Below are 13,233 nucleotides of genomic sequence, written 5' to 3'. Positions count from 1 at the left end.
CGCCGGTGCTGAAACCAGGATAAAAATCAGGGTGTGTTTTGAATGGCTTCAACCCAATCAGCCAATGCCGGATTCTGCTCGACAAAGCGCTCATAAATAGGCGTCATACGGTCCTGAAATGCAGCTTTGTCATCGACCTCATTAATACTCACGCCAGCGGCCAACACTTTTTCGCGGCTCGCTTCAGAGCGTTTGGTCCACTCTTCACGCTGTAATGTCGAGGCATGCTCAGCCGCTTCACGGACGGCTTGCTGATCGCTTTCAGACAGCGCATTCCAACTTCTTTTTGAAATGCACAGACACTCGGGAATAATCAGATGCTGCGTCAGCGAGAAGTATCCCGCCACTTCGAAGTGATTACTGGATTCATAAGACGGGTAATTGTTTTCAGCCCCATCGATGACACCGGTCTTCAATGATTGAAAGACCTCACTGTAAGACATTGGCGTGGCATTACCGCCTAACGCATCCGCCATCTGCACATACAGATCATTGTTCATCACACGCAGCTTCAGGCCTTTCACATCATCCGGCGTACGAATCGCATGCTTGGTGTTATAAAAACTACGAGCCCCAGAATCAAACCAGGACAAAGCCACCAGATTTTTTTCGGCCATCGCTTCAGCAAAACGCTGCCCGACTTCGCCGTCCATCACCCGGTGCATATGATCGATATTTTTAAAAATAAAAGGCAGCGACACGACATTGGTCGCAGGCACAATCGGCCCCATCGGCCCCATATTGAAGTTGGCGAAATCAAGGGCCCCATTGCGCACTTGCTCAATGGCATCCGTCTGATCACCCAAGATACTGTTGTTATAAACCTTGGGGCTAACTCGCCCGTCAGTGGCCTCTTTGACTTCCTTGGCAAAAGATTCCAACGCAATCGTATTGGGATAGCCGGGTGGATGAATATTCCAACCGCGCCAGGTATCGGCTTGCGCTGTCGTTGACAGCATCGAAGTCGATAGGGCCGCCATAGACCCCAATACCAGAGTAGCCTTCATCAACTGGGCTTTAATGTCAGTGAATGAGGCCGTCTTGCGTCGTTTTGTTGTTATAGGCATGACATGACTCCAATATCATTATCATTGTTGTAATTCGACTGTTGTCATTAATCTGTTGTCATTAATCTGTTGTTATTAAGCTGTGTTATTTAACTATTTCATCCACTATGACCATTCAATCAGTAACCATTCCATCGGTGACCATTCAACGGTTATCGTTCAACGCCAAGGGAGCAGCCACCATCGACACCACTTGAATCACATCCAAGTCATTCGATTGTGAGACGCCCCCCCCCTGCATCGAGGCTATTAACGCCCCCGATCAACACATCAGAGCTGGCGAGCGATGCCCACCAGATCACGCAACTTCGCTTGCTCTTGCTCAGTCGGCATCACCAACGGCGCACGCACACTGCCAGCCGGCTTACCCACCAAGGCAGCCCCGGCTTTCACCAGACTCACCGCATAACCCGATTTGCGATCTCGCAGATCGACAAACGGAATAAAGAACTCTTTCACAATACGCGTCACCGTTTCCTGCTCACCGGCGCGCAACGCTTTATAGAACTTCACCGCCATATCCGGCACGAAGTTAAAGACAGCAGAAGAGTAAGTGCTGACGCCAATGGACAAGTAGGCTTCGGCAAAAATCTCAGCCGTCGGTACGCCGCCGACATAAGCCAAACGATCACCCACAGTCTTGATGATTTTGTTCAGCGCCTGGATATCCCCTTTGCCATCTTTGAGACCTACGAGATTCGGGCAGGCATCGGCCAGTTCCTGAACAGACTGAGCATTGAGGATGCCATTGGCACGGTTGTAATAAATGACATTCAGTGAAGTGCTCTCACAGACCTGACGGGCATAATCCACCAGACCCTCCTGCGGGCACTCAGTCAAATAAGGCGGCATCAACAAAATGCCATCGGCACCGGCGTCTTCAGCGATCTTGGCATGCGCTTTAGCGTTTTCGACACTTTGCCCAGCGGCCGCAATAATCGGTAACTTTCCGCCAACGGTTTCAACGGCCGTCGTGACGACAGCACGAAAATCTTCCATCGACAGGTTAAAGAACTCCCCAGTACCACCAGCCACGAAAACAGCAGAAATATCATGACTGGCAAACCACTTCAGGCGGTCCTGGTAGCTGGCACGGTCAAAACGACCTTCAGCATCAAAATCCGTTACCGGAAAGGACAGAAGCCCATCAGAAATGGCGGCACGGGTTTGTTCTCGGGAAAAATTCACGGCTGCATCCTCTTAAGCAATGACCAATTGTCATACATCATACAACAATAGAAGCTTGTGAAGGTCAAGACAATCTAGACTTTGGTCTATCCAGTTCTAGGGGGATCCATCGACAAATCTATTCGTCGACAGGCCCCACCGACAATCACAAGAAAATAGCGCCCGACCCTCGCCGGGCGCCCGTCATATCAATTATTGGAAACCGGATCACTCACTCCATCAGGCCTCGTTTCGGACTCAGACCTCGTTTCAGACAACACCGCAGCCAATGGCGACAACTCAGGCGACTGTTTCAATAAATCCGCCACCAAACCGGCGACAGCCTGCGCCCCACGGGCCTGAAGATGTGTTGTATCCGGGTCATCCAGACGGCCACCCCGTCCCTCATAATAGGGATAAACCTCAGGATCAACCGCCAACCAATAATCTTGCCAACCCTCCGGGCCCAGCTGATTCACAAGCTCAATCGTGGCCTGCTCCACATCCAATAGCGGCACCCCCAAACGCTCGGCAGTCTGCTTAATGGTTTGCGGGTAATCCCCCACAAACGCATAGCCTCCGTCACGATGCTGATGAGTGACATGAGTGCCGCCTACCGGGAAGGCCAGATCACCTTCAGCATTCTGAACACGGGTAATCGGTGTTAGCAAAACCGGTGTCACGCCGAGCTCACGCGCCTCATACACATAATGGGCCAGCATATCCTGAAACGACATCTTCGGCTGGCCTGGCGGGTGTTGCACTTGTCCATCGACACTATTGGGATAAGTGCACAAATGCGCCACATCAAAGACCCCTCGACCGGCTTTGGCACCGTTGCACTTTTCATCATTGTGGCCCATCTGCACCAGCAGATAATCACCCGGGCGAAGCAGCGTTTTCATAAAACGCCACCAGTTCTGGGCCCAGTAGGCACGCGAACTGCGTCCGGATTGCGCCCCATTGACGACCTGTACCTGACCTGGCACAAACTGCGCTTGCAACACTTGCCCCCAGCCCATGCGAGGATAAACTTGATCAGCATAATTCGACGCCGTGGAGTCACCGACAATAAAGATGCGCTGACGGGCCGTCTTCATCGCTTGATGACGCTGCTGCAACTGCGCCCAATCCAGAGGTTCAATCACACCCTGACGATTCGGCACCGCCAACGGCTCAAAATACACATCAGTCAACATCGTTGCCGACGTTTGCCCGGAAGCCGTGTCATACCCGCGATTGCTCCATAGGTTGTCCACCAAAGTCGCCATCTGTGGCTGCCAGGACGCGGCATAAGTCACTGGGCTTAAATCCTCAGGCAAACCCAATTGACTCAACGCCTGCTGAAAAGTGTGCACAAACCGCATACGTGCTGACTGCCAAGCGGCCTGAGACAAAGCCAATGGAAACTGAGTCGTCGCCAACAGTTGCTGAGGCCCCAAAAAGCCTGAAGCTTCTGCAACCTCTGACAGCATCAAATCCGTCATCGGGTTCACATTCACCGTCACCGTATCCGGCAATGACGAGCCGACCCACAAGGCGCCCAAACATTGTCCGCGAGGTCGATCGTTGCGCTCACATTCAGCCCCATGTTCAGAGACTTCAACCAATAATGGTGGCCTCATCCCCTGCAATTTAACCTGATAATGACCATCACCATCCGTTGTGGTCTGAACCTGCTGACCGTACTGATCCGTCACTTGCACACGCGCCGGTACTCTCAAATCACGTGCCGTGGCATACCCTTGCAGAGTCACCGCTTGGTATGAACCAGCGGCTTGAGCGCCACTACTTAAAGACAAACCACATGCCATCACAACACCTAAGCATTTGCCCATCAAAAGCGGAGTTTTCATCCATGGACTCCTCGCTGATCGTCAACAAGACCAGCGGCCATTAAGCGGACTTGTGCTGATAAAAAATCAACCTCGACGAACGCCGCCCCACCTTGCTCAAGCACTCCATCGCATTGATCAACTCCGGCACAAGCATGTCAAACAAAGACTAAACATTCGATGACAAGAAAAGATCGCAAAAAAGCGGTGCGCCTGAAGAAAACCAACAGGCCACCGCAAGCGTCGCCTTGAGCGACCGCCATCATTGTCATCGAGCCCGCGAGAAACACTCACCCGATAACACCCCATGAGAACCTCTAAAACTCATTAGAACTTATAAGTGTAGGCTAACTGCACCGCATCATTATGCTCACCGGCATTATAAGTGGCGGTATCACGAATTTTATCTTTATGTTTATAAGTCACCGCAAAGGAATTACTGGCATCATACTTATAGCCGACTTTAAACTCATGTTCCCAACGATCATCGTTCCCGGTATACATGGTGCCGCTATCGGCCAGTACATACGCATAATTCGGGTTCCAGGATAAACTGACCGAATCATTAACAGCATAACTCAAATAACCATCAAAACGATTCACGCGAGAACGTTTACCACCACTTTCACTATAACTCTGATACTCATAGCGATAACGAGTGCCGATGGACCAATCATCCGTTAACTTATAAGTCAACTTCAACATCGGCCGCATGGTTTCTTTACCCGAGTTAAACTTCCACTCCAGCTTAGGCTGCAACTTCACACGACCGGCATCATCTAGCGCATAATTATAAGCAATGGCTAATTTTGTTTCAGCGAATTCGGGGGAACCACTGATGTCATCTTTCCAGCGGCGCTGATGCTCAATCCCCACCCACATATTATTATCAAAAGAGTGACCCACAGAGAACTTAGGCTTGTAATCTTTATTTTCCCTAAATGTTTGTTCATATTTGGTCGTAATCGATGTAGTACCGGCCATGCTATAACCGCTAAAAAGAACGGCTACCGACATCATACCGATAACGATTTTATTATTATTCATAACATCCCCTAATTTTTTAAATTTATTGTTTTAAGTGTCTTACTGACTGACTACCGATCGCTTAAAACCAACCGTTCAATGACCGGTCAAGGTGCAGGCGGCCACACCTACGCCTGGGCAAGACCAGAAGGCGTCAATGAAAAATGTGCGACGGTCATAACGCTTAGCTTTAACGACTCAATAACCCTTACACTGCTGGCGACTCCATGGATGCAGCCCACTCATCCGATGGCAACAACAAGGTCACGACTCCAGATCGCTGACCTCCACACACACCGTGATCACGTTAGTTTTTCACCTCCTGTTGCCAGCTGATTTATTGAACTGACTCGATTGAACTGACTCGATTGATATCCACTCATGTGATTGGCCTCACCATCGTCATGATGCCGACCTCAATGACGTCTTACGTCATACGTATGATGTTATAAAAAGCAATCTGAGGCGTCATTTCAATACCGACCTTAGTCTTAACCCAAAACCCAATAAAAATTCATTTAAAATCAAGAATTTAAAAAAGATAGCCAACTACAAAAAAAACATGCATTGCTCATCAACTCACTAGACAAACGAGCACTCGCCGATTAGCGTGCTTAATCAGCCTCGTGTTTTAACGATTTCAAAAACGACTTCAACAACCGCTTCAACAACCGCTTCAACCATTATTTTAACAACGGCTTCAACAACGCGACCCACTCATGTTTCAACGATGGCTTCAAACTTGGTTTCAATTGACACCAAAGCGGTATAAGAAAAACGCAACACAACAGGAAAAATAGACATGACACCGAAGATTGGATTTCTAGGGCTCGGCACCATGGGCGCCCCCATGGCCATTAACCTGCTGAACGCAGGCTACGCCCTCAATGTCTGGAACCGCAGCGCTGAGGCCGCTCAGCCCCTAGCCGAGCAAGGCGCGACCGTCACCAGCACCCCGGCCCAAGCAGCACAAGACGCCGATATCCTCATCAGCATGCTCGCGGATGATCACGCCGTCGAAGACGTGATGCTCACACAAGGGGCACTCGAGGCCCTGAAGCCCGGCGCCTTGCATATCAACATGGCCACCATCTCGATTGCCCTGGCCGAGCAACTGACAGCACAGCATCAAACCGCCCAAGTGGGCTATATCGCCGCCCCCGTGTTAGGCCGTGTCGACGTCGCCACCGCGGGGCAACTCAACATCTTCGCCGCGGGCGCCCCTCAACTCCTGGCTCAAGCGCAACCACTCTTTGACATTCTGGGACAAACCACCTGGCACTTCGGTGACACCCCAGCTCAAGCCAATGCCGTCAAACTCGGCGCCAACTTTATGATCGCCAGCGCCATCAATACCATGGGTGAAGCCTCCGCCCTGACCCAAGGCTATGGCATTGATAAAAAAGCCTTTATCGACTTAATCACCAGCACCCTCTTCGCCGCCCCGGTGTACAAAGGCTACGGCCAAGCCATTGCCGAAGACCGCTTCGAACCCCCGGGTTTCAAACTCGCCTTAGGCCATAAAGACGTTCGCCTCGCCCTCGAAGCCGCCGAACAAGCCCGCGTTCCCATGCCCCAAGCCAGCCTTCTGAAAGACAACGGCCTCGACGCCCTGGCCCACGGCGACGGCACCCTCGACTGGGCCGCCCTCGCCACCGTCGCCTACCGCCGCGCCGGCCAACGCTAACCCCCTCGCGATATCCCCACAAGGGACACGAGACAAGCGTGCCTGATCGGCACGCTGACTGAAATATAGAATGACGAATTTAACCAAACAACATAATAAAAAATTAAAAATTATTCAAACAATTAATTTAACCCAATCAAACTGACTCTTCGAAAATAGTCGCCAACAAATTTAGCTTTACGCCTTTGGCTTTGTGCTGAGAATTATTATGCCCAGATTTAACAACCTCATCACTTACAAGATAGTGTACTCTTGGAACAATAACCAAACCAGTTCCGGCTCCATAAAAAAACAACAAAGAAGCGTCATAAGTCGGAAAATCACCTCTATCATAGTAAAAATCAGATTTTCCTTCAAATTCAAATTTAAAGTACATATTTCCCAACAATAGTTCACAGACAGGAAAATCATCTTTAGACATATTATTATTATTAACAGCAACAGTATTCAAAATAACTTTTGCAACTTTCCCACGCGGCACGCGATACAGTGTAGAGAAACCATAGCCACCTGATTCATTAATATTCATTACTTTCATGGCGATCACACTCCAAATAAGGCTGCGTCAAACATTAATTGATGTTGATGTAGTTGGTTTAATGATTGTTTATCTGCCGCCGTCATCAACCCTGCAGTGGTCTCGCTTGCTGCGGGGAGTACGGCGTTTTGGCCGGTCGAGCTTTCAATGGTGACGGCGGTGGCGTTGCGCGAGACGCTTAAGTGTGTCGGCCCGGCTTCAATTGCGGATTGCGCGGCTTGTTCCGCAGCGGCTTCGGCCAGTGCGCGTTGTTGATTGGAGTTTTCAGCCGCCGTTGAGGCATCAGAGGCCGCCTGTTGCGCGGTGGTCGCGGCCTGCTCGGCACGCGCCGATTGCGCATTGGCGTAATCTGTCGCTTCAAGGGCATCATCCAACCGACTTAACACGGTACTGGTCGCGTCTTCCGCAAGGGTGCGCTGATCAACGACCTCATCTTTTAACTCGGTCACAGTCTTTAAATGCGCGCGGGTCGCTTGGCGATCATCCGCCGTTGAGAGCGCGGCTTCTTCGGCGCTGTCGGCGCGCTGTTCGAGGTATTCGCCTAGGGCGTTAAGTTGCTCGGCATAAGGGCCGGTCGCTTCGCTGAAACGCTCGAAGGCGTCTTGGGTGGTATTGAATTTGGTGACAAAGGCGGTGGTATCCCCGATTTGAATCCGTTGATCGGTCAGATCAATCGGCTCTGGTGGGGTCACGTGGGGTCGTGCCATGGTTAAACCTCCAGTAAGAAAACGGCCTGCCGAACCAACGCACAGCATCGCGCAGGGCCGACGACACCGACCATCAGCGGATCAATGAGCCGAAAGCGCCAACGGGCAGGCGAAAGACATCAAAAAGTGGGCGTTAAAGCCGAAACTGCAGAAGAGAAATCGAGAAATAGAAGAGCAGTCGAGAAATAAAAGAGACAGCGGGGTAAGACGTGGTGAGGTTAGTCGTTTATAAGGCCCAATCAAGCCCCTCGGCGCTCAGCAGCTCGCCCGCGTCAATCTGCTGGGCGTAGTGCTGTTCGCGCTCAAACAATGCATTGCGGCGTTGGCCAATTTGCCGAAATGCCTCGGTGACGGTGACCACGGGCACATTAGCGTGGAATCGGTTATCGCTGTCTTTCCAGGTGTCGAATGTGTCAACGCCAACAGCTTGGGCAAACTGCAGCGCCTCACTTAAATACTGCCGGTTAGCGGGGCTGCCCGAGAAACGCATGCCTTCATATATCACGCCCTGGTCTTCTGCCTGCTTGCGTTGGTCTTCAATCGCGGCCCGCAGGGTTTCGATACGCTGTTCGCGCTCTGCAGCCACGGCCAGCTCTGGGTCTGCCTCAATGCCCAGCGCGCCCAAATACCGGCCATCCTCACCTGGATAAACATCTTTCAGCTCGCCCGGCCGTTGAACGCTGATCCACAGCTGATCCGGTGTGATCCACCCGTGCACCGCCGCGTCAACCGCCAGCGGCGGCAGCGGTTTTGTAAAACCCCCGTACTCGACAAAACGACCGCTGTCAGTTTCAATGATTTGCATCGTAAACCCCTGTTGATTTTCGGCCATCACACCACCCTCGCGAGCCGCGCCCCGACGTGGCTGTACGCACTCGAAGCCGAACCGCCGCAATTGACGTACCAGAGCCCGGCACTCGCCGCAGTGCTCCAACTGCCGCCGACAAAGGGATAGTATTCGCCGCCATTTCGCCAGCGCACATAGTCTGGCAATGTCGCATTGCCATTGCCTGTCCGATAGGTGCCTGCAATAAACTGCTGGGGTGATGACGGCCTGAAGGTCAGCGGATAATTTGCGCTACCGGAGTTCGACACCGATTCACCTGTTGACGTCCAGCTGCCGTTATAGCTGCGTCGCTCAATGACATCGTTCAGTGCCCTTGCGCCGTCCATCCATTGATAGACGTTGCCCCACAGGCCGACGATGCCGCGATACGTCGCCTCAGCCACATCGGCCGTTGAGACGCTGGCGGCGCTGCCTGTGGAGACCCGACCCCTGCCGGTGTGGGCTTGACTGTCCATCGTAGCGTTTTCGATCAGATAGAGCCACTGGACCGCTAGCCACATGTCGTAGTGCCAGATGCGAAATCCCTGCACGCCACCGCTATTGCGATTAGTGGCATGCGTCATGAATTGAGCGAGGGTTTTAGACACCGCTGGCAACACCCAGGGGCGTGAGGCCAGTTCATCGCCGATCAGACTGGCCTGATATTTGCCCACCCAAAAACCATCAATCGCCCTGCCGCCATACATAAACGCGGGCATGAGTGTGAACCCGGCGTATTCCACTGGGCTGATCCACCACGCATCGTTACCTAACGCATCCTCGCCCCGTTTGTAGTAGAATCGCGGCACAAACACCATATGCTGGCCGTCGATCATCTGGTCTGACATGCCCCCCCACACCGGATGGGAGTTAAACCAACTCGTGGACGGGCGAGCTATAGCGTTGCCGTTGACGTCGATATGCTGCCAAGTGCCGCCGGGGCCGCCGGTTTCGAGCAACGAAACGCCGATGATGTCGGCGCGGCTGATGGTGATGGACTTGGTCGCTGCCGCACCTTGAACGCCTCGGCTACTCACCGCGCAGGCTGAAACCAGCGCAGGCGAGCCCTCATAGCTCAGCGGCACGCTGGCGGTCACGATCTCGCCAGCGACGATGCCCGTGGTTTTGCTCCACGTTAGTCCTGCCTCGTCGACGACTTGGTACATCACACTGCCGCCATCAGGATCTGTCGCACCCGTAAACGCAAACTGGATGGTATCGCCTGGCTGGGCCTGCGTAACGGTACCGATCGACACGGTGCCCGTGGGGGCAGCATCGGCGGACACCGTGGCGGTGATCGGGTAAGGCTCGCTCTCGTTGCCGATGTCATCGTAGGCCGTTACGGTCGCGGTCACCGTCTCGCCGACGGGGCGATCAACCGCGTGAGACGCAAACAATACCCCGTTAGGCGGGTAGATCGTCTCTTGTTGGCCATCCCACCAAGTGATCGCAAAATTCACCACCTGGCCACCCACCTGGCGACTCATCGCTCGGAGCTGAATGCTCCAACTGCCACCGGCCGGAGCGCCCGGGGCGGTGCTATTGGTGATTGTCACCGCTGAGCCCGCCATAGCATCACGCATGGCGGCGCGGACGTCGTCATCCACGACGATGGCCTCGGCCTGATCGCGCAGGGCTTGAGTCTGATCGCGCAGTTGTGCGGCGGTTTGGGCGCTGCTGCTGGCGCTGTCGGCGGATTCCGCCGCCGCACTGGCATCGTTGGCCACCTGGCTGGCGGCAGATTCAACCGCTGCGCGGCCGGTGGCCACGGCGGTTTTATCGGTGGCGACGGTTTGCTGGTCGTTGGCGACTTGGCTGGCGGCCGTTTCAACCGCTTGGCGATCGCTGGCTACGGCGGTTTTGTCATCGGCTACAGCGGCTCTGTCAACCGCGACGGCGGTTTTGTCACCAGCCACGGCCAGCCGGTCAGCTGCTGTAGCGGCGGCGTCAGCATCCGCGCTATCGGCGCGTTGTTCGAGGTAGTCGCCCAAGGCGCTGAGCTGAGTGGTGTAGGCGTCCGTCTCGGTGCTGAACCGCTCGAACTGATCTTGGGTGGTATTGAATTTGGTGACAAAGGCGGTGGTATCCCCGATTTGAATCCGTTGATCAGTCAGATCAATCGGCTCCGGTGGGGTCACGTGGGGTCGTGCCATGGTTAAACCTCCAGGAAAGATAAGGATGTCTGCCAGTTACGCAGCATGTTGTGGGTGTGGCTGATGGTGGCATCACGCCGACAGACCATGGTGTGTTCCAGGGCGTTGAGCCCCTCTTCATCAGGGTAAAGGGCAACCAGCAGGTCGGCCCGCATGCCCATACGGGCTAAGTCGGTGACGAGCATTTGCCGGTCAGAGGCGTTCAGCCAATCCAGCTGTAGGGCAAAGTGACGGCGTAATCGGCCGCTGCCGACGGTGCGCAGTGAGCCGCCTTCGGTCATGGCGTGTTCGGCATCTTCTTGCCATTCCACTTGGGGCGACCAGTTGAGGTTGTATTGCGGTGACCAAGAAAGGCCCGCGAAGACCCGGCCGACTTCGAGGTAGTCCACGCCTTCGCTCATTAAGGTGAGGCGGAAGGTATCGGCCGCGAGCGGCCCCGGCAGCCAGTGAATGCCCAGGCTTGAGGTGTTCGGCAAGCGGTCGTTATAAGTGGCGCCCCAGGCATCAATCCCGGCCCGGAAGACCCCGGCGGGAATGAGCATGCCGGTGCTGACCGTACTGGAGTCATAAACCACTTGATCGGCCAGCAGTAATTCAATGCGCCATAACCCCAGGCCCCCAAGGTTATGGCGGGCCAAGGCGATACAGTCGAGATAGGCCGCCGCAGGCAATGTGGCGGTCAGGGTTTGTGATTGGGCTGAGGTGGAACGCCAGACAAAAGGCCGCTCACTGCGCTGGGTATAATCCACTGGCATGGCCTGACTTGAGGCCGTGAGTTCGGCTTGATCCCAAAGGTTCTCAGCCAGAATACGTAAGTTAGCCATCAGTACCAGATCTCCAAGGACGTACGCCCGGACGTCGGCGAGGCCGACACGCTGATCACCCGACCGATACGTTCAGCCAGGGCCGGGTGTCGAACGCGCACCGCGACGCCGGGCGACAGTTCAAAAGGGGGAAGGAAGGCGGTCATCGACCAGACTTCACGACGTTTAGCGTGTAATCGCAGCCGACGGATCAGTTCTTGCTCCGCCTCGGCCTTTTGCGTGAGTACCGTGGAGAGCGTTTTAGGTTGTGCCAGCGGGAAGTCGTTCAGATCCAGATCATCTTCAGTGGTCACGTCATCCAGCGAGCGAGTAACCGCGCGCCATTCTTCAGAAAGGCGCTCGACCAGCGCTGGCTGGTTATCCTGGATGGACCCGGCTATATCGTTCATCGGGGCATAGTTGCGGTCATAACGCAGCGTCAGTGAGCGCCACGGGGATTCCAGCCGATCCAGCTGAATGCTGCCCTGCTCCAGATCGTCTGCGGCTAACGTCAAGTCGACCTGCTCCGGCATCGTCAACCGCTGGACCCGTAGCTGACCATTTATATCGATCGACCAATAGCCGCCAATGGCCTGGCAGACATCATCCAGGATCTGACGCCCGGTCACTTCCCCGTCATAACGCAACCCGAGCGTAATCTCGGGCAACGTTTCAGCCTGAGCGGCCCCGCCAGAATGAACCGACAAGCCATACTGGGCCGCGACCCACTGCACGATTTGCGCCGGTGTCTGATGAGGCTCCAGCACATCGCAGCACAAGGCGCGTGGAGAGTAAGCTCGGGCGATAAACGATCCGGTGGCATAACGCGAGGTATGGGCGATTTCCGGACCATTACCATCACGAACAACCAAACGAGTCACCGGCAACCATGAGACCCGATACAGCAAGGATTGAGAATCAACCCGAACCGCCGGGGCGCAAAACACGCGCCCTAACACCAGCGGCGCCGCTTCGCCATTAGGCAAGGCCTCACGCTCGATGGGTTGATCCAGCAGGGCCGAACGGTCATACAGCCCTAGGGTTAACCGATCCCGATCAGCCGACAGAATAGCGCCCGACTGTTGTCGGGCGATCACACGAAAATCACGCAAGGGCCAATCCGGTGAGCCGAGCCGCATCACCACCTCATGCCCCCGCCATTGATAAGCACGCCAATGGGCCAATTGACCATCATCGATCAAGGCCAGATCTCCCCAGCTCGGCTGGGCATCCAGTCTTTGGGTGATGTCGACCGCCTCGCTCAACACATCCAGATACGGTGTATTGGGCGGGTCATCATCAGGATGGGTAATATAAGCGCCGTTGGCCACCCGTTCGACGCCTTCGGCATGATGTAAATCGACCAGCAATAGGCGGGCCGCGCTGGGCTCTCTGAGCCAGCGCTGAAAGTCTTGATCAGTCAT

11 protein-coding genes are annotated in these 13,233 nt (G+C 54.3%); 1 reads left to right on the top strand and 10 read right to left on the bottom strand.

Features of this window, described 5'->3' with window-relative positions:
• Positions 1-26 precede the first annotated feature (26 nt).
• The 4 genes from BFW38_RS03435 to BFW38_RS03420 form a co-directional block, all read right to left on the bottom strand.
• Positions 27-1,007, bottom strand: coding sequence for a TRAP transporter substrate-binding protein (locus tag BFW38_RS03435; protein ID WP_069000173.1), 981 nt, complete (start codon positions 1,005-1,007; stop codon positions 27-29).
• A 330-nt stretch (positions 1,008-1,337) separates the two neighbouring features.
• The gene (kdgD, locus tag BFW38_RS03430) at positions 1,338-2,255 is read right to left on the bottom strand and encodes a 5-dehydro-4-deoxyglucarate dehydratase (protein ID WP_068997133.1); all 918 of its coding nucleotides are present in this window, start codon (positions 2,253-2,255) and stop codon (positions 1,338-1,340) included.
• A 188-nt stretch (positions 2,256-2,443) separates the two neighbouring features.
• Entirely contained in the window at positions 2,444-4,090 is a 1,647-nt protein-coding gene (locus BFW38_RS03425) for a rhamnogalacturonan acetylesterase (RefSeq protein WP_068997132.1), read from the bottom strand.
• Positions 4,091-4,396: 306 nt separating this feature from the next.
• The gene (locus BFW38_RS03420; RefSeq protein WP_068997131.1) at positions 4,397-5,116 is read right to left on the bottom strand and encodes an oligogalacturonate-specific porin KdgM family protein; all 720 of its coding nucleotides are present in this window, start codon (positions 5,114-5,116) and stop codon (positions 4,397-4,399) included.
• Between the two features lie 781 nt (positions 5,117-5,897).
• On the opposite strand from BFW38_RS03420, the gene BFW38_RS03415 reads away from it, so the two are divergent.
• The gene (locus BFW38_RS03415; protein WP_068997130.1) at positions 5,898-6,782 is read left to right on the top strand and encodes an NAD(P)-dependent oxidoreductase; all 885 of its coding nucleotides are present in this window, start codon (positions 5,898-5,900) and stop codon (positions 6,780-6,782) included.
• A 136-nt stretch (positions 6,783-6,918) separates the two neighbouring features.
• Here the strand turns inward: BFW38_RS03415 and BFW38_RS03410 are convergent, their stop codons facing one another.
• From BFW38_RS03410 to BFW38_RS03385, 6 genes are all read right to left on the bottom strand, one after another.
• Complete coding sequence (locus BFW38_RS03410; protein WP_068997129.1) at positions 6,919-7,320, bottom strand: hypothetical protein; 402 nt, start codon at positions 7,318-7,320, stop codon at positions 6,919-6,921.
• Between the two features lie 5 nt (positions 7,321-7,325).
• Positions 7,326-8,027: a hypothetical protein gene (locus BFW38_RS03405; protein WP_068997128.1), complete on the bottom strand. Its 702-nt coding sequence runs from the start codon at positions 8,025-8,027 to the stop codon at positions 7,326-7,328.
• A gap of 226 nt (positions 8,028-8,253) precedes the next feature.
• Entirely contained in the window at positions 8,254-8,859 is a 606-nt protein-coding gene (locus tag BFW38_RS17595; protein WP_084004426.1) for a DUF4376 domain-containing protein, read from the bottom strand.
• Entirely contained in the window at positions 8,859-11,006 is a 2,148-nt protein-coding gene (locus tag BFW38_RS03395; protein WP_068997127.1) for a hypothetical protein, read from the bottom strand. Before BFW38_RS03395 ends, BFW38_RS17595 begins: the two co-directional genes overlap by 1 nt.
• A gap of 2 nt (positions 11,007-11,008) precedes the next feature.
• A complete protein-coding gene (locus BFW38_RS03390) occupies positions 11,009-11,830 on the bottom strand; it encodes a hypothetical protein (protein WP_068997126.1) in 822 nt (273 codons plus the stop codon).
• Entirely contained in the window at positions 11,830-13,233 is a 1,404-nt protein-coding gene (locus tag BFW38_RS03385) for a hypothetical protein (RefSeq protein ID WP_068997125.1), read from the bottom strand. The genes BFW38_RS03390 and BFW38_RS03385 overlap by 1 nt, the downstream gene beginning before the upstream one ends.

Origin of the sequence: Terasakiispira papahanaumokuakeensis (assembly GCF_001709345.1) — a bacterium.
GTDB lineage: Bacteria > Pseudomonadota > Gammaproteobacteria > Pseudomonadales > Halomonadaceae > Terasakiispira > Terasakiispira papahanaumokuakeensis.
Note: the sequence above shows the minus strand (reverse complement) of the source record. Positions and strands in the feature narration are given on the sequence as shown.

What these genes read in the sequence shown, in the direction of transcription:
- BFW38_RS17595 (WP_084004426.1), bottom strand. Translation starts at nt 8,859, where the DNA reads ATGGCCGAAAATCAACAGGGGTTTACGATGCAAATCATTGAAACTGAC.
- BFW38_RS03405 (WP_068997128.1), bottom strand. Translation starts at nt 8,027, where the DNA reads ATGGCACGACCCCACGTGACCCCACCAGAGCCGATTGATCTGACCGAT.
- BFW38_RS03425 (WP_068997132.1), bottom strand. Translation starts at nt 4,090, where the DNA reads ATGAAAACTCCGCTTTTGATGGGCAAATGCTTAGGTGTTGTGATGGCA.
- BFW38_RS03420 (WP_068997131.1), bottom strand. Translation starts at nt 5,116, where the DNA reads ATGAATAATAATAAAATCGTTATCGGTATGATGTCGGTAGCCGTTCTT.
- BFW38_RS03395 (WP_068997127.1), bottom strand. Translation starts at nt 11,006, where the DNA reads ATGGCACGACCCCACGTGACCCCACCGGAGCCGATTGATCTGACTGAT.
- BFW38_RS03410 (WP_068997129.1), bottom strand. Translation starts at nt 7,320, where the DNA reads ATGAAAGTAATGAATATTAATGAATCAGGTGGCTATGGTTTCTCTACA.
- BFW38_RS03435 (WP_069000173.1), bottom strand. Translation starts at nt 1,007, where the DNA reads ATGAAGGCTACTCTGGTATTGGGGTCTATGGCGGCCCTATCGACTTCG.
- BFW38_RS03385 (WP_068997125.1), bottom strand. Translation starts at nt 13,233, where the DNA reads ATGACTGATCAAGACTTTCAGCGCTGGCTCAGAGAGCCCAGCGCGGCC.
- BFW38_RS03390 (WP_068997126.1), bottom strand. Translation starts at nt 11,830, where the DNA reads ATGGCTAACTTACGTATTCTGGCTGAGAACCTTTGGGATCAAGCCGAA.
- BFW38_RS03415 (WP_068997130.1), top strand. Translation starts at nt 5,898, where the DNA reads ATGACACCGAAGATTGGATTTCTAGGGCTCGGCACCATGGGCGCCCCC.